Annotated in this window: 19 protein-coding genes; 4 read left to right on the forward strand and 15 right to left on the reverse strand. The window is 37.2% G+C overall.

Translation table 11 applies throughout. The features are described from left to right. Positions 1-120: 120 nt before the first annotated feature. From ACQKIH_RS03145 to ACQKIH_RS03160, 4 genes are read right to left on the reverse strand one after another with little or no spacing between them, the layout of a single operon-like run. Positions 121-909 carry a MetQ/NlpA family ABC transporter substrate-binding protein gene (locus ACQKIH_RS03145; RefSeq protein WP_427763434.1) on the reverse strand — a complete coding sequence of 263 codons (789 nt, stop codon included), beginning with the start codon at positions 907-909 and terminating at the stop codon, positions 121-123. A gap of 57 nt (positions 910-966) precedes the next feature. Then, a complete protein-coding gene (locus tag ACQKIH_RS03150) occupies positions 967-1,620 on the reverse strand; it encodes a methionine ABC transporter permease (protein ID WP_427763400.1) in 654 nt (217 codons plus the stop codon). Further along, positions 1,617-2,639 (reverse strand): methionine ABC transporter ATP-binding protein, encoded by a 1,023-nt coding sequence (locus tag ACQKIH_RS03155; RefSeq protein WP_427763402.1) that lies wholly within the window; start codon positions 2,637-2,639, stop codon positions 1,617-1,619. Before ACQKIH_RS03155 ends, ACQKIH_RS03150 begins: the two co-directional genes overlap by 4 nt. 37 nt (positions 2,640-2,676) lie before the next feature. Next, positions 2,677-3,855, reverse strand: coding sequence for a M20 metallopeptidase family protein (locus ACQKIH_RS03160; protein WP_427763403.1), 1,179 nt, complete (start codon positions 3,853-3,855; stop codon positions 2,677-2,679). A gap of 291 nt (positions 3,856-4,146) precedes the next feature. Between ACQKIH_RS03160 and ACQKIH_RS03165 the strand changes: the two genes are divergently transcribed. Continuing rightward, the gene (locus ACQKIH_RS03165) at positions 4,147-4,383 is read left to right on the forward strand and encodes an ATP-binding cassette domain-containing protein (RefSeq protein ID WP_427763436.1); all 237 of its coding nucleotides are present in this window, start codon (positions 4,147-4,149) and stop codon (positions 4,381-4,383) included. Between the two features lie 80 nt (positions 4,384-4,463). On the opposite strand, the gene ACQKIH_RS03170 is transcribed toward ACQKIH_RS03165, so the two are convergent. Then, positions 4,464-5,333 carry a GNAT family N-acetyltransferase gene (locus tag ACQKIH_RS03170; RefSeq protein WP_427763404.1) on the reverse strand — a complete coding sequence of 290 codons (870 nt, stop codon included), beginning with the start codon at positions 5,331-5,333 and terminating at the stop codon, positions 4,464-4,466. Between the two features lie 443 nt (positions 5,334-5,776). Between ACQKIH_RS03170 and ACQKIH_RS03175 the strand changes: the two genes are divergently transcribed. After that, on the forward strand, positions 5,777-7,783 hold the full coding sequence (locus ACQKIH_RS03175; protein ID WP_427763406.1) for an EAL domain-containing protein: 2,007 nt from the start codon (positions 5,777-5,779) through the stop codon (positions 7,781-7,783). A 42-nt stretch (positions 7,784-7,825) separates the two neighbouring features. On the opposite strand, the gene ACQKIH_RS03180 is transcribed toward ACQKIH_RS03175, so the two are convergent. Next, entirely contained in the window at positions 7,826-8,302 is a 477-nt protein-coding gene (locus ACQKIH_RS03180; RefSeq protein WP_427763407.1) for a threonine/serine exporter family protein, read from the reverse strand. Between the two features lie 24 nt (positions 8,303-8,326). Then, on the reverse strand, positions 8,327-9,073 hold the full coding sequence (locus ACQKIH_RS03185; RefSeq protein WP_427763408.1) for a threonine/serine exporter family protein: 747 nt from the start codon (positions 9,071-9,073) through the stop codon (positions 8,327-8,329). 118 nt (positions 9,074-9,191) lie between these two features. Between ACQKIH_RS03185 and ACQKIH_RS03190 the strand changes: the two genes are divergently transcribed. After that, positions 9,192-10,595 carry a polysaccharide deacetylase family protein gene (locus ACQKIH_RS03190; RefSeq protein WP_057988028.1) on the forward strand — a complete coding sequence of 468 codons (1,404 nt, stop codon included), beginning with the start codon at positions 9,192-9,194 and terminating at the stop codon, positions 10,593-10,595. Between the two features lie 81 nt (positions 10,596-10,676). Here ACQKIH_RS03190 and ACQKIH_RS03195 read toward each other — a convergent pair whose 3' ends face one another. The 3 genes from ACQKIH_RS03195 to ACQKIH_RS03205 form a co-directional block, all read right to left on the reverse strand. Next, positions 10,677-12,806, reverse strand: a complete 2,130-nt coding sequence (locus tag ACQKIH_RS03195) for a beta-propeller domain-containing protein (RefSeq protein WP_427763409.1) — start codon at positions 12,804-12,806, stop codon at positions 10,677-10,679. Between the two features lie 263 nt (positions 12,807-13,069). Next, positions 13,070-14,242 (reverse strand): saccharopine dehydrogenase family protein, encoded by a 1,173-nt coding sequence (locus ACQKIH_RS03200; protein WP_427763411.1) that lies wholly within the window; start codon positions 14,240-14,242, stop codon positions 13,070-13,072. Positions 14,243-14,328: 86 nt separating this feature from the next. Beyond that, entirely contained in the window at positions 14,329-15,810 is a 1,482-nt protein-coding gene (locus ACQKIH_RS03205; protein ID WP_427763412.1) for an aldehyde dehydrogenase family protein, read from the reverse strand. A gap of 240 nt (positions 15,811-16,050) precedes the next feature. On the opposite strand from ACQKIH_RS03205, the gene ACQKIH_RS03210 reads away from it, so the two are divergent. Continuing rightward, complete coding sequence (locus ACQKIH_RS03210; RefSeq protein WP_057988037.1) at positions 16,051-16,848, forward strand: TIGR00266 family protein; 798 nt, start codon at positions 16,051-16,053, stop codon at positions 16,846-16,848. Between the two features lie 97 nt (positions 16,849-16,945). On the opposite strand, the gene ACQKIH_RS03215 is transcribed toward ACQKIH_RS03210, so the two are convergent. The 5 genes from ACQKIH_RS03215 to ACQKIH_RS03235 all read right to left on the reverse strand — a co-directional run bounded on the left by ACQKIH_RS03215 (position 16,946) and on the right by ACQKIH_RS03235 (position 23,465). Beyond that, positions 16,946-18,235, reverse strand: coding sequence for a protoglobin domain-containing protein (locus ACQKIH_RS03215; RefSeq protein ID WP_427763413.1), 1,290 nt, complete (start codon positions 18,233-18,235; stop codon positions 16,946-16,948). A gap of 137 nt (positions 18,236-18,372) precedes the next feature. Then, the gene (locus ACQKIH_RS03220; protein WP_057988041.1) at positions 18,373-19,197 is read right to left on the reverse strand and encodes an undecaprenyl-diphosphate phosphatase; all 825 of its coding nucleotides are present in this window, start codon (positions 19,195-19,197) and stop codon (positions 18,373-18,375) included. Between the two features lie 20 nt (positions 19,198-19,217). Then, positions 19,218-20,294: a metallophosphoesterase gene (locus ACQKIH_RS03225; protein WP_427763414.1), complete on the reverse strand. Its 1,077-nt coding sequence runs from the start codon at positions 20,292-20,294 to the stop codon at positions 19,218-19,220. A gap of 147 nt (positions 20,295-20,441) precedes the next feature. Next, positions 20,442-22,643 (reverse strand): HAMP domain-containing sensor histidine kinase, encoded by a 2,202-nt coding sequence (locus ACQKIH_RS03230; RefSeq protein WP_427763415.1) that lies wholly within the window; start codon positions 22,641-22,643, stop codon positions 20,442-20,444. Positions 22,644-22,778: 135 nt separating this feature from the next. Continuing rightward, positions 22,779-23,465, reverse strand: a complete 687-nt coding sequence (locus ACQKIH_RS03235) for a response regulator transcription factor (RefSeq protein WP_057988047.1) — start codon at positions 23,463-23,465, stop codon at positions 22,779-22,781. Positions 23,466-23,514 lie beyond the last annotated feature (49 nt).

The raw sequence follows: 23,514 nt of genomic DNA on the forward strand, positions 1-23,514 counted from the left end.
TTGATACTTTCTTAAAGAATCACATAGGCAACATGTTGAGCACACTATGAAAAACCCGTTCAAAAAGCAATTGAACGAGTTAAATTTATGAAAATTCGTCTATTTACTTTTCAATCTAGATTATTTTAGTTCTTCTGGAATAAACCAATAGCCACTATCGTTATTCTCTTCCAAATACTTTTTAAATTCAGCTGATTTATATGCGGCTGTAACATCTTTTGCCCATTGTGTATTTTCATTTTTCTTATCCACGACCAATACAAGTTCGTAGTTCTTCAATACATCTTCTGGTAAAATCGCTAAGTTTGGATCTATACCTGCAGCGTATACCATGCTTCCTGGGATAACCGCATAAGCAAACTCATCAATTGTACGTGGGATTTGAGCTGAATCCATTTCCACGATTTCTAAATCATATTTATTTCCTTCAATATCCGCTGCTGTTGCTTTGATTAATTCTACACCTTCTTTTATTTTAATCCAGCCGGCTTTTTGTAATAAAGCATAGGCGCGTGCAGAATTCGATGGATCTTGTGGAATTGCCACAACATCACCTTTCGCTACTTCGTCTAGTGTTTTCTTAGTTCCTGGGAAAAGCGCTGCTGGTACTGTAGGGATTGGTGTTAATGCAGTTAATGTTGAACCACTTTCATTATTAAAGTTCTCCATATATGCTGTGTGCTGATCCACATTTAGATTTACACCGCCATCAGCTAACGCAATGTCTGCTTGACGTAATTCTGTGAAATCTACTGCTTCAATTTTATAACCTTGGTCTTCTAAAATTGGTTGGATGGCGTTGATGAATAGTTCACTATAGGGTCCTGGAGATGTCCCTACTGTAAGTTCTTTCTTTTCTGATGTATCTGCTTCTGTTACGTCATCATCACCACATGCAACTAAAATTATTGTTAACGTAAATACTGCTAAAACAAGTAACTACTTTTTCATTTTAATTCCTACTTTCTATTCATGTCTTATTTTTTTTGCTAATCGGTTTCCTATCGTTTGGATAATCTGCACAATGATAATTAAAATAACTACAGTTACGACAATAATAGCCGTATTAAATCGTTCGTAGCCATATGCTATTGCTAAATTCCCAATACCGCCTCCACCAACTGTTCCTGCCATTGCTGTTGCGCCGATTAAACCGATTGTAGCTGTTGTTAATGTTAAAACGATTGAGGCTAATGCTTCGGGTACTAAAAAATAACGAATTGTTTGGAATGTTGTAGCACTTAACGATTTTGCTAATTCAATTATCCCTTCATTCACTTCTAGTAATGAGTTTTCTACCAACCTTGCAATAAATGGCGCTATATAAATAATAAGAGGTACAATAGCTGCCTCTGTTCCATATGTTTTACCTACAATTAATTTTGTTAGGGGCACAATTGCCACTAATAAAATAATAAACGGTAAAGACCGGACAATATTAACAACTGTATTAAATGTGAAGAAGATTATTTTATTTTCTTTTAATCCACCTGAGCGAGTTAATACTAAAATTAATGCTAATGGTAGGCCAAGTATTGTTCCTATGAAAAGAGATACAGATACCATATAGACCGTTTCAACTAATGCTTCTGTTAATAATTCTGGCGGCACATTCTTCATACAATCACTTCCTCTACCAAAACATTTCTCTCGCCAATGAATTGTTGCATTTTCTCAATTTCAGAAGCATCCCCTTCAAATGCTACAGTAATAACACCGAGCGTTTGACCTTGTAATTCTGTTACTGTCGCAAAAATAATGGTAAATACTACATTGAACTGTTTAGAGATTTGATTTAATAATGGTTGTGTTGCGCTATCACCAACAAATTTTAATCTTAGTATTTTATCAACACGACCTTGTTTATATAGTTGTGTAATAATTGATTCTGGTAATTCATCTGGAATGACTGTTTTTACGAATCCTTGTGTCGTTTTATGTTGTGGCTTTCCAAAAACATCAATTACATTTCCTGATTCTATTACTTTTGAATACTCCATTACAGCTACTTTATTACAAAGAGCTCGAATGACTTCCATTTCGTGAGTAATCATCAAAATCGTAATATTAAATTCTTTATTGACTCGCCCAAGTAACTCTAAAATTGACGCTGTTGTTTTCGGATCTAATGCAGAAGTTGCTTCGTCACAAAGTAAAATTTCAGGGTTGATGACTAGTGCTCTTGCAATACCGACACGTTGCTTTTGACCACCTGATAGCTGATATGGATAACTATTTGCTTTATCTTCTAACCCAACAAAAGCTAGTAATTCCGTTACCTTTTTTTCGATATCAACCTTATTTTTATTATTAAGTAAAAGTGGTAAGGCGACATTATCAAATACCGTTTTAGACTCTAATAAATTAAAGTGTTGAAAAATGATACTTATTTTCTTCTTCGCTTTTACTAACTCCTGACTATTTAAGGTGTGTATGTCTTTTCCATCCACTAAAACTTTGCCAGTCGTTGGCTTTTCTAAAGCGTTTACTAATCTTAATAGCGTGCTTTTTCCTGCCCCACTGTAACCAATAACGCCGAAAATATCGCCTTTCTCTATTGTTAAAGAAACTCCATTTAAGGCTCGAATAACTTTATTTTTTTGATGGAATTCTTTTGTGACATTTTGAAATTCAATCATCTGTTCACTTCCTACTATTATTTAGCTGCCTGTTGATTTACTTGAAAACATAGTCATAGGCGATACTTAAATAAGCTTTTTGTATATAACTCAACGCTCGTTCGTCGATATCGAATGAGCCATGATGATGTGAAAATTGAGTAGTTGGATTTTCATTAGCGGAACCAACTTTTATATACGTACCTGGTTTTTCTAATAAAAAGTAAGCAAAATCTTCTGCTCCCATTGATGGTACTTGAGGAACAATAGCTTCTTCCCCAATCGTATTCTTTAAAATTTGCTCCACTCGATCTGTTTCGAGTTCTGAATTATATAAAGCCGGATAACCAAATAAATAATCAAGTTCATAAGTAGCATCAAATGCAGACGTGATTCCTGTTGCTATTTTTTCGATTTTCTCTCGGATTAATTGGCGTATTTCCTCTTTATACGTACGCACTGTCCCCTCAATCATTGCTGTATTCGCGATAACATTAAATGCACTACCTGCATGGAACTGCCCAACCGTTACAACTGCTGATTGCAAAGGATCTATTGCGCGGCTAACAATTTTCTGTAAACTCCCCACAAGTTCTGCTCCAATTATTAGCGCATCTTTCGTTTCATGGGGTTTCGCTCCGTGACCACCTTTTCCTTGTATATCAATACGGAAATAATCTACGGCTGCCATTTGATATCCAGCTCCAACTGCTATTTGTCCTACTGGTTGACTAGAGTCTAGATGTGCTGCAAATACATAATCCACGTCTTTTAAAATATTTTGAGCAATCATTTCTTTAGCTCCACCAGGAGGTTTCTCTTCTGCATGTTGGAAAATAAATGTGATGGCACCTTTAATATGTTGTTTTATTTCTGCTAGTATTTTTGCAGTTCCTAATAATGACGCCGTATGACCATCATGACCACATGCATGAGATAATCCATTATTCTGCGACTTATAAGATACATCTTTTAAATCTTCAATTGGAAGTGCATCAAAATCAGCTCGAAAAGCAATATGGGGTCCTTCTTGTTTACCATCTAAACGTGCAATTAACCCTGTCCCTCCAACATTACGTTTTACCTTATAACCAAAACTCTCCAAGCGTTCCGCAATAAAATCACTCGTTTTATATTCTTCAAATGAAATTTCCGGATGCGCATGCAGCTCTCTACGCCAATCAACGACTTGAGTGTATTCTAAATCTACTTTTTCAAATAATTGCTGAATATTCATATCCGACCTCCAATTCATAGTAATACACTCTGTTTAGTTTGTTATTGTGATTATATGTATTAAATTTACAGAAGACAACACTTTTTAACATTTTTGATTTGTAATACCCATCCAACTTGATTTTTTTTATCAATTTCGACTGAAAATGAGTAGTTTTACGATGTCTGCCCATTTTGAACGTATTTCTGCCATTGATTTTCACTTTAGACGAAACGATGATAATATGAACCGATTCAAATTGATATCCAAAATCTCCAAAAATCATTTGGCAAATAAGAAATCCTTCATGACATTACAACTACATTTAAAAAGGGTGAGTTTGTTGCTGTTATTGGGAAAAGCACATTACTACGTTTAGTAGCAAATTTAGAAGAAATTACACAAGGAGAATTGCTATTTGATCGTGTTCCAGCTAAGAGTTCCGATGCGAACGTCAAAATAATGTATCAAGATTCGCGTCTCCTTCCTTGGAAAAAATGCAAACAAAAAGATGGCATGAGTTTAAATTCATACCATCTTCTTTCTTAATAGCTATTCAATATTAAATTTTATAAATCATCCAAAATAGGTCTTTTATTATACAACCTATTTTTACTGTTAGTGAATGCTTACACTAAAACAAAATAATCCATCTGAATCGATTTCATAAAGCCTGCTTTTTCGTAAACACGTAGCGCACTCGCATTTTCAATCTCAACATCGAGCAGCACCCTTTTTTCCCCGTTTCGAATCGCATAGTCCTTTACCCATTGTAATATTTGCGTACCCATTCCACGACCTTGCATAGCTGGTGCAACCGCGAATGCTGTAATCCACTGCACTTCCCCTTCTTTACGAGTCGTGATTGTACCTATAGTCACCTCGTCATGCTCGACAGTCCACATGACCAAACCTTCAGTCGTTGAATTAAAGTCGATTAAATCTAATGATTCTTCACGCATATCACCAAATGTTGACATCAAAATTGTCACAATTTCCTCAGTATCTTGTTGCACAAATGGACGTATAATCAAACTTGGTGCATCTTGTAAAACTTCCGCCTTCGCTTCTAACGTCGCTTCTGAAAAACTATACATGTAGTTGTTTTTTTGTAAAAATTCACGACCAAAATGGGCACCTTCCACCATTAATGCAAGCTCACCATCACTACCGCGTGTCTCCATTCCCTCATGCAGAACATTTAAAATCGCACGGCCAATACCGAGCTGACGATACATCGGCGCAACAATCATCGACCATTCATACGTATTTAACCCCATCAAATCAATCGCTGTCCCTGCACCAACCAATTCATTTTTTTCATCGTCGTACACAAGCACATAAAAACCTTTCATCTCATAACTTTTCGCAACAGGTAAATTCATCACTTGCTGATATATTTGCCCATCAATATGACTACATGTTTTACATAACACTTGGATTTCTTCGTACGTTTCTTCATCTAAAGGAAACGATACTGTAATTGCCGATAAATTCATTTTTCCTACTCCACTTCTCTATACATCAGATGTCCTTATTCTAGTAGAGCTACTGCGGATTCGCAACTACTGATGTTTCTCTTCACCTGGAAATTTTCAAAAAAACAGGACATCAATATTTAACTTTTAACTTAATTGGGTATATGTCCTCTAAATAACTTATGTAATCGAACTTTTAAAATTCACAAATCTTTATCCAATCATTAAGTCTATGTATCTATGTATTTATTAATATACATTTTGCCAATTGATTTCACATATAAATTGAACTATAATTACATTTTGAAACGTTTAGTATTTTCCTCATTGCTTAAAAATCAAAATAGACTATTAAGCCTACTTACAGGATTTTCTAGATATATCCGTTAACTATAACGATGACTTATGACTGTATTTCTACTTATAATTATAGTAACTTTTTATGAAATAAGGAGGCCAAACATATGACAAAAGAGCAAACTTTTCCAACACGCATTGAACTTTCACCAGTTACTCCATTTCCTTCCTTTCTTGTATCACTAGACGGGCTATTGCTAGAAGGTCATTTTGGCGATTATCCATATGCCACAACAGATCTAGAAGAATTAAATCTTCAACCAATCGCTGACACATTACTCCCAACACTTACTAAAGAGCTATTAGCAACGATTTTAGAAAGCACCCAGCCTTTGTGTTATCACAATGTTGAATTAGCCATTAATAACAATAAACCCATCTCTTCAACGATGTATACAAAACCTATGAATTATCAACAACAGCAAGTTATTCACATGCTTTGTATCCCGACTGACTCCATTCGTTTAATGAATGACGAACAACAACATTTAATCGACTTAAAAAACGGTATTCAAAATTCATTTATGACTGTAACGCTTGATAATGAAGGTTTTATTGTACATACAAACCCGCATTTTTTAACGACAAGTCATTGGACACCGAAGCGCGTACTTGGAAAAACCTTTTGGCAGCTCTTCCCGTCAGATGATGAAAGCGTGAAAGAAGTGCAACACATTTGGAAAACCCTTCAAAACGGCAACATTTGGCAAGGTGAGGTCCAAAAAATTACAAAGGATGAGCAACCATATTGGGTTCACTTAACAGCAATTCCGATGATTAGCCAAAATTCAATCGACAATCGTTTTTTCTTTATTGAACGCGATATTACAAATGAAAAGATGATGCAAAATCGATTGGAGAAAATTGCTTATATTGACCCTGAAACAGGGATGATTAACATACATCGACTTGAACAAATTATTAAGCAAATGATTGAGGAAGATCGTCATTTTTCATTCGTCTATTTAAGCATTGATAAGTTTTATACAATTAAAGGTTTACATGGTGATTTTGCCGGGGATTCGCTCATTTTAGAGTTCACAAAACGCATGAAAATGTACTTCCAAGACAGCACAATGGCGCGCATTAACGAAAATGACTTCGTTGTCATTACGCCATTACCTGAATGGTTTACACATGGTTTTTTAAGTTATTTACAGCAGCACCCTATTTACAATGGCAGTGTAGCCATTCCCGTTTCTATTAGCGGTGGTATTACACGATTCCCTGAAGATCAATCGACATTTGCTCAAATTATGAAAGCTTCCCTTGCGACCATTACAAATGTTCGTGCAGCAGGTGGAGATAATATTCTGTCATTATCCAATGCAACACACAAAGCATTAAACCGTAAATCCATTGTTGAGAAACGTTTATTGCTTGCGCTTGATCAAAAGAATTTACAAGTACTTTATCAGCCACAACTAGATTTAAAGTCAAAAAAAATCACAGCGGTTGAGGCGCTTGTCCGTTGGGATGATGAGGAAATCGGGGTTGTTTCTCCTGATGAGTTAATTCCTATTGCGGAAGAAACGGGCTTAATTAATAATATCGGTTCATTCATGCTTGAAAAAGCATGTGAACAGGCAGTCGCATGGAAAAATGATGGCCTTCCAATCACAGTCGGTATCAACTCCTCTGTCCTCGAGTTCCGCGATAAAAATATGGCCAAATCGATTTTAGAAACACTTGAACGCACAGGATGCCCCGCAAATTTATTGCAAATCGAAATAACGGAGAAGTTTGCACTTGAAGCAGAAGCTGAGATGGGTATCATTAAACAAATGCGGGTATTAGAAAATGAAGGCATCGTCTTTGCTTTAGACGATTTTGGTACAGGCTACGCATCGTTCCGCTATATGCAGCTATTACCGATTTCTATATTAAAAATTGACAAAACATTTACAAATACACTATTAAAATCAGATAAATCACGCCAGCTCGTTCATGGGATGGTCCAATTAGGAAAATCAATGAATTTAACGATCATTGCAGAAGGTGTAGAAACTGAAGATCAGCAACTACTGTTAGAAAGCTATGGCTGTGATGTAGTTCAAGGTTATTATATTAGTAAGCCTGTGATGAATAAGGAAATTCCTAACCTCATAAAATAACAAAAAGCTCGTCAAGTAAGGTTTCCCAATACTTGACGAGCTTTATTTTCTCACCTTCATAAAAGATTGAATGGATGTTTTCCCTTTACTCATTATACCGAGTAACATTTGCACAATAACTTCTGCAAATACAAGTCCCATCGCAATCGCCCCTGAAATCATAAATACACGAATTCCATTTTGTAACCCCATAACATAGTCGAACTCCATGAAATTACGCATCGCATTATACGCAATGCCGCCTGGTACTAACGGAATAATTCCTGAAACACTAAAAATAATCATCGGCATGCGAAATTTACGCGAAAAGAAATGGGCAACGAGAGCAACGACAAAAGCACCAATAAAAGAGGACCGAACATCATCTAAGCCCATATCTGTCACTAAATAATAAACAGTCCAACCAACTGCCCCGACAAATCCACAGGCAGGAATTACCTTCGTTGGCGCATTAAAGATGACACCGAAGCAAGCTGTCGCAACAAAGCTAAACAAAACTTGTAAAATAATCGTACCCATAGTTGAACAGCCTCCTGAATCAAGTTAAAAGGATAGTACAAGTGCAATGCCCGAACCAATCGCAAATGCCGTCAAAAAGGCCTCTGCTCCCTTTGCCATCCCTGCAATAAAATGCCCTGCCATTAAATCTCGTACAGCGTTGGTAATTAGTAAACCAGGGACTAGTGGCATAACAGACCCAATAATAATTTTATCCACTTCTGTACCAAAACCATAATGGACAGATAGTGAGGCAACCACTCCGACGCTTACTGCCGCTAAAAATTCCGAGAAAAATTTAACACGCGTCATTTTGTGAATAATTGTTACAATATATAAACCAATACCCCCTGCCACAAAAGCTGTCGGGATATCTGTAAGCATTCCTTTATATAGAAACAAGAAGCAGCTACTCGCAATACTAGCGGCTAAAACTTGTAGTAAAATTGGTAAAAAATAATTCGTTTTTTCTATAAGCTTTAACTCGTCATAAGCTCGCTCTAATGTTATCATTTGAGATGTAAGCTTTCGAGATACATTATTCACAAGCACAATCCGATGTAAATCTGTAATTCTTGTTGAAATCGATGTAATTCGTGTAGGTTGCGTTCTCCCCAGTGAAAAAATAATACCAGTTGGCGTTACATAACTTTGTGTATCCATCATATTTTGCGAACGAGCCATTCTAAGCATCGTATCTTGTACTCGATACGTTTCTGCGCCACTTTCCATCATGATGCGACCTGCTAATAAAAAACAATCAATCGCCATTTCATTCTGTTCATATTTCATTGCGTCGGGAACCTCCTTCAACTTCTTAGCTCATATTACTTGAAGCATAGTAAAAAAGACAACTTTTTTTTACTTTCAACTTTTATGGATGTTTTTCAGAGAAAGGGGCGCATACATCATGAAAAACAAACCTAGAAAAAAACGTGGACCTTGGATTGATCTCCTACTTATCGGTGCGATTTTCGCATTAGGTGGAGCCATTGTTTTTTTAACAAATTTAAATGAAAAATCCTTATTTTCAAAGGGTAAAAATGCTGCTTCCAATGAGATTACTTCTGACATTTCAGAGGAAGAATCCTCATTTCCTGGTGTAAAAATTATTACCGACATCTCCAATGATGAAAAAATGCCATTTGCGATTCAATACCCATTGACTACATTCGAGGCATTAAATGAGGCAATTACTACTTATATCGATGATTCTAAAGATTATTACATAAGCATGATGCGACTTCAAAAAGATTTAAAAAAACATATGGGCGAACTCAATATACGATTAGATACTTATCAATATGAACACTATTATTCCTTTGTTTTAACAAATAAAGTAACTTTAAACAATCTCGAACACCATTCCAAAGTAAAAACGTTTTTAATCGACAGTAAAACAGGCCAGGTCATTGATATCGTTGCATTACTCAATGAAGATTTAAAAAGCCTAGAGACATTTTCATCACATATTCAATCCGAAATTTTAAAAGACCCGAAACTTAAAGGGAAAATTTCACAAGATAAACTAATGCTTGCAACGAAGCCAGAATGGTCATCATTTAGCCGTTTTGCATTAAAAGAAGAATCACTCGTTATTTATTTTGATGAAGGCGAAATAGCAGACCCTTCTGCTGGATTACTGACATTTGAAATGCCACTATCCTTCATTAATCCGTTACTTGCTTCAGACTTCCAAATTGCAATGGAGTCAGAAGAAACGATTATTCCAAAGGTTGATTTAGATCCTTCTAAAAAACATGTTGCATTGACATTTGATGATGGTCCACATCCGAAAGTAACAAAACAAATTTTAACTTTACTTGAGAAGTATGATGCTAAGGCAACGTTTTTCATGCTCGGTAGCCGCGTGCAGTATTATCCTAGCTTAGTAGGTGAAATACGTGATGCTGGTCATGAAATCGGCAACCATTCTTGGAGTCACCCTGTGTTAACAAAACTTTCAGCAGCCGAAGTGACGAAAGAGTTCGAATCGACAGAACAAGCGATTTTCAACGCAATTGGTCAGTACTCTACCGTTTTCCGTCCGCCATATGGTGCTACGAATGATTCGATTAAAGCGTTGTTGCCTCGAACTTCTGTGAATTGGACGATTGATACACTGGACTGGAAACACCGTAATGCGAGCAGTCTGTTACCAATCATCCAAAAAACTATCCATAATAATTCGATTATTTTAATGCACGATATCCATCAATCTACAGCAGATGGGTTAGAAGCGGTCCTTGTCTACTTACAAAATGAAGGTTACGAGTTTCTTACCGTTACAGAAATATTGAATTACCATAAATAAATCATTTACACTAGTCTATTAAAAAATTCCACTTTCGATGCATGTCATCAAAAGCGGAATTTTTTATTTCAGAACAACTAATTAAAAACCAATCATTTGTTGCTTGTTAAATGTACTCATCTCGTAGCTCGTAATTTTTGTGCGTGATACTGTATACAATGTATCATCTGTATATAAAATTCTTTGAACGACATTATATGAATCTTCGTATTGCTCACCTGGTCTTGCTGGCTCCGTTAAATCCCCGGCAAGTTCAATTCCTGCTGTCGTTACTTTATAAATTTGTGCGCCCGTACCTTTATATATCAAGCGGTCTTCATCATCACCTGGCTCATAAATTGTAATTGGGAAGCCGTAATAATTGTTGCGCGCATCTCTAAATAGCGCCTTATGATCATGTTGCACTTCCGAGTAGGTACCACGCCCACCAATAATGACTGCATCTTGCTCAATTGGATTCGCTAAATCCGTTACATTGAACAAGCTTAATTTCATCCCTTTCGTTAAAACCATTGGCTCCTTAGAACCCGGCTCCATCTTCACTTCTGTATCATAACCGATACCTAGTAAATGATTTTCCCCGATTGGATGCAAATAATTGCTAAATCCAGGTATTTTCAACTCACCTAATACTTTTGGTGCTTTTGGATTTTTCGTATCAATGACGAAGAGCGGATCCGTTTCTTTAAATGTCACGATATACGCCTTATCCCCCATGAAACGAGCTGAATAAATGCGTTCTCCATGTGCTAAGTCATTGACCGCACCGACTTGCTTTAACGCAGGATCTAAAATGAATAGATGATTTTTAGAATTGGCTGCTGTTCCCCATGTATTGCCCTCAGTCGTTGCAATACGGAAATAGCCATTATGTTCATCCATTGAAAACTGATTTAATACGGAACCTTTTACTTTTCCTTGCGCTGCCATACGTATCGCTGTTTTATCTACAGCAATTTTATAAATCGTCGTTTCATTCACCTCAGCTGGCATCGAAATTTCTGATGTCACTTCAGCATCACTGCGCATAATCGGCATATGGTTGTAATTCATAGACGCCATGTAAATCGCATTTTGTGACATATACAGCTGTCCACTATTCCCTAAATAGCTTTCTGTATTCAAGTTAGCAGAAGCAATATTACTCACATCAATTGCTGAAACGATTAAATAATTTGGTGTGTTGCTTTCTGGCAGCATGCGTATTTTACCAAATGGTAATGCTTGATCTACCCCATTTGAATCATACGTATACGGAAGTAAATCCATATCCTCGGCTTCACGCAACATCCAATAATTCGGTGTTTGATTTGAAACGACATACAAATAGTTCCCCGCTTTTCGTAAATTCGTTAAATTTCCGTCTTGACCAATTTCACGAATAAGCGTTGGGTTTTTAGCATCCTTTACATCGTAAAATGCCACTTTTGCAACAGATTTCGTATCATAATACGGTTCTTTACCCGTTTCAATATACGTTGAATAAGCTACAATTAGCGTATTTTCATGCAGCATTAAATGTGATGGATAAGCATCCTTGCTAACAATTAGCTTTTTTACAACTTTCATATTTTTGGCATCCGTAATCATAACTCGATTGTCGACTATGGAATAAATATACTGCCCGTCCGTAATCGCGATATCGCCTTCTTCAATGCCTTCTACCTGATTATTTGTTGTTGAACGATCCGCGTCGTTTCCACTCATGCTATCCATCGCAACATCCGATGACATTTCACTTTTTTCTTTGCTCTCACTTTCCAGAGCTACCGGATATTCATCAACCATTAAAAAGGTTGAGAAATAAGCTTTCAAATCTTGTTCTGATGTGATTTTCGTAATCTTGTTCACTACTTGTAAATCAAATTTATTATCTTTTTGCAGTATCTTTCCTTTTTTAAATGCTGCTTTTTTTACATGAATCGTATAATTCCCTACCGCTAATCCTTCTATTGTCAATACTTTAGCAGCTGCATCTAAATGAAGTTTGGCCTCCACTGCTTTTCCTTGTTGATCAACAATCGAAATATTGCCATCTGACAGACTTTCCACAGTAAGCGCTTGATTAAACGAAATGAAATACGGTTCACCCGTTTGCACAATAGTGGATGCATATGCTTCATTCTTTTTATCAAATAACATAAAGCTACATACTATGACCGAAACGAGCATCACAATCATTCCGAAACTATATCTTTTACTTTTCTTCATCAAAATTTCCTCCCTATTTCACCTTTTACCCAATTAGACTTACTATTTTGCAATTCGTTTCACCTTTTTCTGAATTATTTTATTTTATTGCAAAATAAAAAACTTCTAAACAATTCGTCACTGATTTGTTTAGAAGTTTTCCGCTATATAAGTTCAACAAAAGATTCTAACTCTTCAATGTTACGTATTCTAATAAAATATTGGCTTGTGTAGGCTGGTTAAGCACCTGAGACACAGCAAAGCACGACTCATAGCCACCCCTACTACCATTTCACAATCATTGATGAACGGTGTGATGTTTCTTTAATTATGACACCGCGCTTTGCCATTTCTTCAATAAATTCACGACCTGGTACGACCGTTTCTGGTGCAAATACACCACGATCTGTAATGAGTCCATTCCCAATCATTTGCGCGACTACTGAAATCGTATTGGCTGTTGAACGCGCCATTGCCGTTACATTTTTCTCTAAATCTTTACGTACAATCATTTCATATTCATACGTAATTTGCTCCTCTGATCGTTCACCTGAAATAATGACGCGCAGCAATACAGCATCCGCTTCTTTGCCTAATTCTAATTCTTTCTTCATTACTTCTCGCGTTACTTCACGGACGCTGACCTCATTCCCGCCAGCAGTAACCGTATTCGTTTTATCAAGGAAGCCTAAATCAGCAAATAACTTAAATTTCTCTGCATGCCCTTTATATCGGATTGTTTTGTATTCAAGCGTTTTTACACCTGGAAACGTATGGTGCAACGTCGAAATTCCACCCGACGTATAAAATGCCTCAAGCACGCCAAATTCATCAAAGTAAATTGGTTCAATACCTGTTAAAGACTCCACTTCTGATAAAATCCCTTTTGAAATAACTTTTGACGGCTCCGTATAATGGTCAAATACCCCATCCAGCGAGAATACACGTGTATAATTCAACGGTGGCTTCGGCTCTGTCGGAATCCCTCCAACAAATAATTTAATCGAATCCACTGAATCTAATTTTGAAGCCCCATACCCTGTCAAAATATTAATCATGCCTGGTGCAACACCTAAATCTGGAATAACTGTAACGCCCTTTTTCACCGCATCCTCATTAAGCGCCAAGATTTTTTCCGTCACTCCACCAATATGACCACCTAAATCAACAGAATGTACCTCCACATCAATTGCCGCGCGTGCCACACGTTCATTAAATGTATAGAATAAGGCATTAATTACGACTTGCCCCTTTGAAATGACCTTACGTAAATCGTCATCACAATCTGCATCCAACTGAACAACTTCTACTTTATTTGTATTTAATGTCGCGACAAATTCATTTGCCGGATCTACCGAAACATCCGCTAAAAATACTTTTTCAACTTGCTCACTTGCTACTAAATCACGCGCTATTTCTTTCCCCATTAAACCTGCACCTAATACAACTACTTTCATGTAAACATCCCCTTCGTTTGTTTGTATTTAAGTAATTCTATTGTATGAACACGTTCCCTCTGAAAGAAGTAAACGGGATACGCGGATCATTCGTTATTGTCGATTTGAGCTCGTTGTAATTTCCCACTATAGTCAACGTAAATACTTTTCCATTCCGTATACACATCAAGTGCTGCCTGGCCTGAATCACGATGTCCGTTCCCTGTTCCCTTCGTACCACCAAATGGTAAATGAATTTCTGCACCTGTTGTCCCTGCATTAACGTAAACAATTCCTGTATCTAAAAGTTGCTGTGCCTTAAACACTTTATTAATATCTTGCGAGAAAATAGAACTTGATAGACCGAATTTCACACTATTATTTACTTCAATTGCTTCTTCTAAGCTGGCAACTTCAATGATACTAATAACAGGTCCGAAAATTTCCTCTTGCGCTAAAATGCTATCTGATTGTACATTCGAAAAAATTGTTGGCTCAAAGTAAAAACCTTTTTCATAAGCCCCTGTATTTAAAATTTGCCCGCCAATTAGTAAACTTGCCCCTTGTTCCTTACCAATTTGAACATAATGATTAATTTTTTCGAGTGCCGCCTTATTAATTACCGGACCGATTTTAACAGATGGATCTAGACCATCTCCAATCGTCAGTTTTTTCGTTTCTTGAATGAGCTTTTCTTCCAACTGCTCCTTCACATCACGATGCACAATAACTCGACTGCATGCTGTACAACGCTGTCCCGCTGTTCCAAACGCACTCCATAAAATTCCTTCTACCGCAAGTTCAAGATCTGCATCATCCATGACAATGACCGCATTTTTCCCACCCATTTCAAGCGATACCTTTTTTAAATGCTTGCCCCCGAGTTCCGCTACTTTGCTTCCTGTTGCCGTTGAGCCCGTAAATGATATTACCCGAATTTCTGGATGCTCAATCATTGCTGTTCCAACAGTAGGTCCAGAGCCAAATACAACATTCACGACACCTTTTGGCAAATCAATTTCTTCAAAAATCTTCGCCAGTTCATAGGCCATCATTGGCGTTTCATTCGATGGTTTCCACACGACCGTATTGCCTGCAATCAGTGCCGGGAAGGCTTTCCACGTCGCAATGGCAATCGGGAAATTCCATGGTGTGATAAGTCCCGCAACACCAATGGGAGAACGCACGCTCATCGCAAATTTATCCGGCAATTCAGAAGGGACCGTTTCCCCGAATAGACGTCTTCCTTCTGCCGCCATATAAAGTGCCATATCAATGCCTTCTTGCACCTCACCTCTTGCCTCTTCTATCACTTTTCCCATCTCAAGCGTCAATGTTTGCGCAAGATGTTCTTTCTTGTCTTTTAATTTAAATGCAATGTCATATAAATATTGTGCACGCTTTGGCGCTGGTATTTGTGCCCATGCTTTTTGTGCTGTTTTTGCTTCACGTACAGCAAAATCGACTTCCACCTTTGTAGATAATGGTAGTGTTGCAAGCTCTTCACCATTTGCTGGATTAATCACAGGTATTCTTTGTAAAACTGCTTCTTCTACCCAATTCCCACCGATAAAATTTAAAAGCTTCATATTCTCCCACTCCAATCAAAGAAAATCATTTTACCTTTATTTATTCGATATTATCTCCTTTAAACCCTTTTTTCTTTACTTTTATTTCATTCTTCATTCATTCACTGCCTAAACATCGACTAAATGAAGATATTTTTTTGGCGGCTACTAAAATAATCTCGTTTTAATTGAAACTTCTTTCCCAATTAAAACGTACATATACTCAACAATGCATTTTCAAAAAATAGGAGGGTTTCACTAATGAAAAATCACGAAATCGATTTCAAGCTACATGGTGACGACATGCAATTTGTAGAGGTTGAACTAGACCCGCACGAAACGGTTGTTGCGGAAGCGGGAAGTTTAATGATGATGGAAGACAATATTCAAATGGAAACGATTTTTGGTGACGGTTCAAATAATCAAGGTTCAGGCTTAATGGGTAAATTAATGGGTGCAGGAAAACGTCTTATTACAGGCGAAAGCTTATTCATGACTACCTTTACTAACTCAGGCATGGGCAAACGTAAAGTATATTTTGCAGCACCGTACCCAGGTAAAATTATTCCAATGGATTTAAGTCGAATGGGTGGCAAAATTATTTGTCAAAAGGATGCTTTTTTAGCAGCGGCAAAAGGGGTATCTGTGGGCATAGAATTCCAACGTAAATTAGGTGCAGGTTTCTTCGGTGGGGAAGGTTTCATCATGCAAAAGCTTGAAGGAGACGGCATGGCATTCGTTCATGCAGGCGGCACGATTTATGAACGTCGATTACAACCAGGTGAAACATTGAAAATTGATACAGGATGTTTAGTCGCGATGACACAAGATGTAAACTATGATATTCAAATGGTGAGCGGTGTAAAAACAGCCTTATTTGGCGGCGAAGGTTTATTCTTTGCGACACTTTCTGGTCCAGGTACGGTTTGGGTACAATCCCTACCATTCAGCCGCTTAGCAAGTCGCGTCTTTGCAGCAGCCCCAGTCACTCAAGGTGGCGGCGGAAGAGGCTCCGATGAAGGCGGTATTGGCGGATTATTTAATCTGTTAAATAAATAAAAACAAAGGCCGATTCTCTATTAGTATAGAAAATCGGCCTTCGTTTTTGAATGAATCTTGGTAATCTAAACTTCTGCACCGCGCACAAATCACCTTACTAAAACGAGTGAATAATTTCCTCTAGCATACCTGCTGCAGATTCAAGGGATTTTGTAGATTCGCCAATTTTTTCAACGACGACATTTAAATCACGTACTTGCTCACCAACATTTTGAAAATCTCCAATCGTCGTATCGACTGCATGCGTAATTTTCTCAAATGTTGCTAAGGAGTGCTCATTTTGTTCCAAACCCGTTTGAACAAGCCGTTGAATTTGGTGAATTGATTCAACAACATTTGTCGTGACTGTTCCAGAAACTGCAATGAGTCCTGCGATTTGCTCCACTGAAGTTTTCGTCTGATCAGCTAACTTGCGTACCTCATCTGCAACAACCGCAAATCCTTTTCCATGTTCTCCTGCGCGTGCTGCCTCTATTGCTGAGTTCAAAGCAAGTAAATTCGTTTGTCCCGCAATTCGTTTGACCATTTCAATAACGGCATAAATTTTAGCTGATGAAGAATCTAGCGCCTCCACCATCGCCGCCATTTCTACCGTCTTTTCATTAATTTCACTTGTTTGCTTACCTAGCAGTGCCATTTGCTGATAACCTTCTTGTGATGCGTGCTTCGTTTTGATTGCTCTTTCAATACTGTGATGCACAAAATGATCCACCGTTTGCGTATTATCAATTAAACCTAAAACAATATTACTCGTGTTGCCGGATTGCTGTTCTAAATCCTTTGAAATATCCCCTACAATCGTTTTTACCTCTTGCTTAACTTGTTGTTGTTTTTCCTCAAGTAAACCTGCTGAAACTTTTTCATACTCCTCTAAAACAAGCTGTTGCTCAAAGTTACAAATCTTACCGATAGCCTCCACTATTTTTGCGGTATCTTCTGGTGAAAAATTGGCATTAAAAATAACTTTTTGTAATGCACTTTCTAACTTTTGAAAAGCTGCCAAATACCCTTTTGTCGTCAATCCAATTCGCACATGCATTAGTGCTACTCGTCGGCGCTTTTCTAGAAATGATTGGTCGATACGCCCTTCAAACATTTCTAACACATGATGACTCATTGTTTGACGTAATCGTTCAGATGAACTGTGTTGATTAATAATATTAACGAATCGTGGGATACTCTCAACGGCACTATAAAATGCCTCTACAATATCTCGAATATTCACTTCAATAATAGGCTTCACACTGCGAATTAATTTTAAATCCACTGCAGATAAATCAATAATTTCCACTTGTACTAACCAATCCAGATCATTAATAAATATACCTACTTTGCTAATATCCTCTGATATCTCCATATTTCGATATTTTTTTCTCAAAGAAAACATACTTTTCCACCTCAATTCTCTCCCGTTATTTTCCATATTAATTTTAATATAGGAGAACTTATTGGATATGACAGTGAACTTTATCACACTAACAACAAAAAACGCCAAATTCCAAAGAATTTGACGTTTTTTATTATTTATACGGCTAATATGAAAATTAATACAGCTGCAAGTACAAGTCGGTAAATCGCAAATGGTGTTAGTTTTACTTTTGCGATTAACTTTAAGAAGAACTTAATCGAAATTAATGCAAATACAAAGGCACTAATAAATCCAACTGCATAAAATCCTAAATGGTCCATATTAATTTGATCCCAGTTTTTTATTAATGACAAGCCACTTGCCCCAGCCATAATAGGAACGGCCATAATAAATGTAAAGTCTGCCGCTGTTTTATGATCTAACCCAAGCATTACCCCACCAGAAATCGTTGCACCTGAGCGTGAAAATCCTGGCCATAATGATAAACATTGAATAAACCCAATTTTTAACGCTTTCGCATAAGATATATCATCTAATGATGTAATGCCAGGTCTTTTCGGTCCAAATTTGTCCGCAATAATCATGAATATCGCACCGATAATTAAGCCGACAATAACCGTTTCAATTCTAAATAAATTTTCATCAATAAAATCTTCAAATAATACACCAAATATACCCGCTGGAATAATACCAATTACGACATGCCCTAAATTAAAGCGTGACGATTTTTGGCCTTCCATTTTATAAAGACCAATTAAGCTAAGCATACGTTTCCACATGACAACGACAACCGCTAAAATCGAACCAAGCTGAATCACAATTTTAAACGTATTCGCTGATCCTGACCCTAAAAATTCTTTCGTTTGCAACCACATATCATCGACAATAATCATATGTCCCGTAGATGATACTGGCGCAAATTCGGTCATCCCTTCAACAAATCCAAGGATGAGTGCCTTTAGTAATTCAATCCATTCCATAATCTTTTTGCTCCTTTATTCTACTTAATTTCCTTAAACTTTACATCAACTACCCATAATTCAGAGCGACTGCCAATTCGTGTCGGTGGTCCCCAAAATCCATAACCGCTTGAAACGAGTGCGTGCATTTTTTCCTTCGCTAAATGACCATAATCCAGTTCAAATATTCGTTGTGTAATGAGGTGATTCGGCCACATTTGCCCTCTATGTGTATGTCCCGAAACATGAAAATCCACACCAAGCACTGCAGGCTCATCTAAATCATTCGGCGTATGGTTCATGACAAACCATGGCAACTGTTCATTTTCCGGTTTTAAAGTTTCCAGTGACAATCGTTTTTTATGCGTAATATCTTCACGCCCTGTTAAATAAAAACGATTATTTATTAAAATGGTTTCATCCATTAAAATTTGCACATGCGCATCTTTCATCGCCTTTTTAAACTCCGGTATTTCTTTGCCGTAATATTCATGGTTGCCAAGGATTCCATAAACACCATATGTCGACTCAAGCTGTTTCATCACATCGCCCATACCGTTCTTTAAAAAGCGGCGCGGAGAATCATCCACAATGTCCCCCGCAAGTAGCACAACATCGGGCATTTGCGCATTCGATAAATCAACAAATTTTTGTAAATGCCCTTTATGCGACAGTGCCCCTAAATGGAAGTCCGATGCCATCACAACCCGCATATCTTCCCCAGGCTTGTCGACCTCAATCGTCAAATAGCGCACAACTGGCGAATAAGCATTGTATGTACCTATTATAAATAAAACTAATAATGTTACAACCGCTCCCATCCCGACAATCTTCGTGGAAAGTGGCGTCCATTTTACAAGCACATTAGCAAGTATGCATAACACAAGGCCATATTGCAAAATAAACATCCAATAGCTTCCGATAATACTAAATGGCGAAAGAATCTCATGAAACCTTCCTATTATAAAGCCAAATGCCACTAAATATAATATGAGCCAAAAAACAATCGGCCAGCGATAAAGATGGAACGACTGTAACAACGCTTTTACATTCCAACCAATATAAAACGTTATCACACTATAAATAGCAATGGCGAGTCCTGCATAAAAAAATTTCAACTGTGAGACACTCCTTTCAAGCTTTACTACTATTAGAATGTAATTTTACTATATTTGCACTTCATTATGTTCATTTTATTGACTATCTATTACGCCACGTAAAAAAAAAGCTATCACATGACTTCTTCATCATGTGGTAGCTTTCGTTTATTTATCTGCTCTTACAGACACCGTCACTTTAAATAAGTCACCATCAATGGCAATATCCAAATGACCACCATGTAAATCAACAATCGACTGCGCAATCGCAAGACCGAGTCCAGAGCCATCTGTATTACGAGATGTATCCGCACGTTTGAAACGCTCAACTAACTCTGTGGCATCTTCATTTAATTCATACTTTGCCACATTTTTCACTGTTAATTCTGCCTCACCATTCACCGTTTTTAAGTTAACATATACACGTGTACCTTCGAGTGAATATTTGCGGGCATTAATAATTAAATTATCAATGACACGCCACCATTTTTGGCCATCAACATAGGCAAAGATCAGTTGCTCAGAGATGTTGACACGTAAATCAATATTCGCCGTGGCAAAATCCTCTTCATGTTCACCTACAGCTTGTTGTAACAGCTGTACTAAATCAACACGCTGCTTCGTAATTTCAATGTTACCACTCGCCATTTTTGATACTTCAAATAAATCTTCAATCAATGTTTTCAAACGCGCTGATTTCGCATCTAAAATCGCTATATATTTCGCACGCTCTTCTTCTGTAATATCCGGATTTTTCAATAAATCGGTATACGTAATAATCGATGTTAGCGGCGTGCGTAAATCATGACTCACATTCGTAATTAATTCTGTTTTCAAACGCTCGCTTTTCGCCTGTTCCGTTACACTACTACGAACGCCTTCACGCAAACCATTTAAATGTTCGGCGTGCTGAGCAAGTGGGGACTTCCCTCTCACTTTTAAATCATTCGTCAAACGCCCTTGTGCCATATCTTTTGTATGGCTCATAATGCTATTTAAGTAACTCATATAGCGCATAAAAATAAACAACGCTGGAATTAAGAACATGACAAACAAGAACATGTAAAAGAGCAAGACACCAAAGGAATTACTCATAAATACTACCGCTAAACCAAATCCGCCAAGATATACAACCACCAGCAGGATAAGTGACTGAATACCGATTGTACGATTACTAAACATACCGATTGCAGCATGTACAAGTTTCGAAAGGAAGGTCTTCTCCCAAATTTGATCCATTGCCGTAATATTCGTCACTCGGTTCCAAGTCCACATAAATAAATAAATTGTCATGATAAAACCAATGTAGCCAAGTACTAAAGAAGTCATAAACTCAAACGCATAAATGTTATATATTCCTTCACGATAATAAGCAATCGTATGAATCGAACTAATGACACCGCCGCTTATAAAGATACTTGTAAATCCACCGATAACGCCAATGATAACGAGTACAATATCAAGTGGAAGTTTGTCAAAGAAGTCATATGCTTTCGACTGAATTAAAAACTGTTTCTTCGTAGGTTCCAGTTGTGTCATTAATAATACAAAGCTTAGAAAACCTAAAATCATTAAAACGTAATAACTATATTTCGTTATATTAAATGCTTCAATATTTTTTCCGAAATCCATATTCGATAAAAGTGAATTAGATATCGTTATTTCCCCGTAAAAATGAGAATTATCCTTATTTATTTCAAACGAGCTATTCTTTAATCCGACATCATCATTATCATATAGATTAATTTGGTATGTCGATGTTGGGATATAGCGGTTTGCACGGTCGATATTGAACTGATACGCCGCTGCATCCTTTACATTACCTTTACTAAAAACCTCACCTGTTTCTTCATTCGTAATATTATAGGAGTAATAATTGTAACTTCTTAAAAATTCCTGTTTATTTTGCTCATAATTCGCTAACACGTTTTTTAACGATTTTTCTTTTGCTTTTAAGATTTTCGCTTTGACATGTTCATCATCTACAAAATTTTTGCGAATATCTGCAATTTTAGCATCCCGCTCTTTTTCGATTTCCGCAGTCACTTCCGCGTCTTGATCCCCATCTGCATCCAACTCATATTGATCTTTAATATTTTGAATTTGTTCTGGTAATGTACCGTAATACGTGCGATAATAATCAATTTCCTCTTCCGTTATCGTTAAAATTTCGCTTTTATCTTCTTCGGTCAACGGATTTAATACATACTTCGATAGCCCCTCCATAAAATCATATGTTTCACTATCAAATGAGTTCGTTTCATAATACGTTTTTCCAAAATAACGACTACCTTGTGTAAAAATCATAATAACAGCTGTTGCCACAATAAACATAAGAAAGAGCTGGAGGTGTATTTTTGATTTTTTCATTTTTTCCCCTCCTATAAAAAATACGTGAACTGCTTCATCGTTGGTATAAAGCGTCCCGTTATATATTCATAAAAATAACTTCCTAAAAAATAAATACCGATTCCCGCGCCAAATAAGCCGAACAATGTGAACAGTTTATTTTTCAATTTTATAACCTAGTCCCCATACGACTTTTAAATAGCGGGGATTTTTCGGATCGACTTCAATCTTTTCGCGGATTTTTCGTATGTGTACCGCGACAATATTTTCGGCATTGTACGCTTGCTCATTCCAAACAAGTTCATAAATTTCACTAATTGAAAAGACGCGTCCTGCATTTTTTAGTAATAGTTCGGTAATTTTATACTCGGTCGGCGTGAGTTTCACTGGCTCCCCTTCAACGCGAACTTCTCTAGCAGCTACATCTAGCTCCAACCCTACAACTTGCTCAGATGGTTCGTCATACTCGCCCAAATCTACGTAACGTCGTAGCTGCGACTTCACACGTGCCATCAGCTCTAATGGGTGAAATGGTTTCGTAATATAGTCATCTGCCCCGACTGATAGCCCATGGATTTTATCACTTTGCTCTGCCTTCGCACTGAGCATAATGATTGGAATATTACGCGCTGCCCGAATTTTGAACGTCGCCGTAATCCCATCCATCTTCGGCATCATAATGTCTAAAATAATTAAATGGATAGTATTCTCCTCCAGCAGTCGAATCGCTTCAAGCCCATCTGCTGCCTTCAACACATGATAGCCTTCGTTTTTCAAATAAATTTCGATTCCGTCACGAATATCCTGATCATCATCCGTTACAAGCACCGTTAGCTTTTTCATATGCTCACCTCACAACTTTTTCTTATACCTTTATGTTAAAGCGTAAATC

The organism is Solibacillus cecembensis (assembly GCF_050272495.1).
In the GTDB taxonomy this organism is placed as follows: Bacteria; Bacillota; Bacilli; order Bacillales_A; family Planococcaceae; genus Solibacillus; species Solibacillus cecembensis.